Source organism: Colwellia sp. BRX10-3 (assembly GCF_014077505.1).
Taxonomy (GTDB): Bacteria; Pseudomonadota; Gammaproteobacteria; order Enterobacterales; family Alteromonadaceae; genus Cognaticolwellia.
The window spans coordinates 1-592 of sequence record NZ_JACGWA010000034.1 but is presented as its reverse complement, the minus strand read 5'-3'; the positions used below and the strand labels follow the sequence as shown (position 1 = coordinate 592).

The following is a 592-nucleotide window of genomic DNA, read 5'->3' as shown; positions in this document are numbered from 1 at the left end:
TGTCCCGTCCTAGAATATGTTGACGGTTTTAATGAAAGGCCAGTGGCTTAAGCTTCTGGTCTTTTTTGTGCACTTGGTTTGGTGTTTTCATTGCCAAACTTAAGTGCGGCCTTATTTCATTATAGATAAATATTGATTCTTTAACGAGCTGACTTAACTCTTCAATATTACGACATTTATATAAAATAAATTCTTGTTTTAATATCCCATTGATACGCTCAGCAAGTGCGTTTTGGTAACAGTCATATCCATCGGTCATCGAGGGAATGATATTGTTTTCATACAATTTTTCTTGATAGACTTGAGAGCAATATTGTAAACCTCTGTCTGAGTGATGGATCGCTTTATGCTGATAACATCTATTCTTCAGTGCCATATCTAATGCTTTTACTACATCCGTTGCTTTCATTTCATTACTAAGCTCATATCCCATTATCTTGCGGCTATAAGCATCGGTGACTAATGAGAGGTAATGTACACCTTGCTCTGTTTCAACATAGGTTATGTCGCTTACAAACACTTCTTCAGGCGCTGATGACTTTACTTCTTTTAATAGATTGGGATGCTTTCTCATCCAATGCTTACTGTTTGT

General features: G+C 36.5%; 1 protein-coding gene. It reads right to left on the bottom strand.

Translation table 11 applies throughout. The features are described 5' to 3' along the window. Positions 1-28: 28 nt before the first annotated feature. The coding region (locus H4J38_RS16885) for an IS3 family transposase (protein ID WP_182133657.1) at positions 29-592 on the bottom strand (564 nt) is incomplete at its 5' end.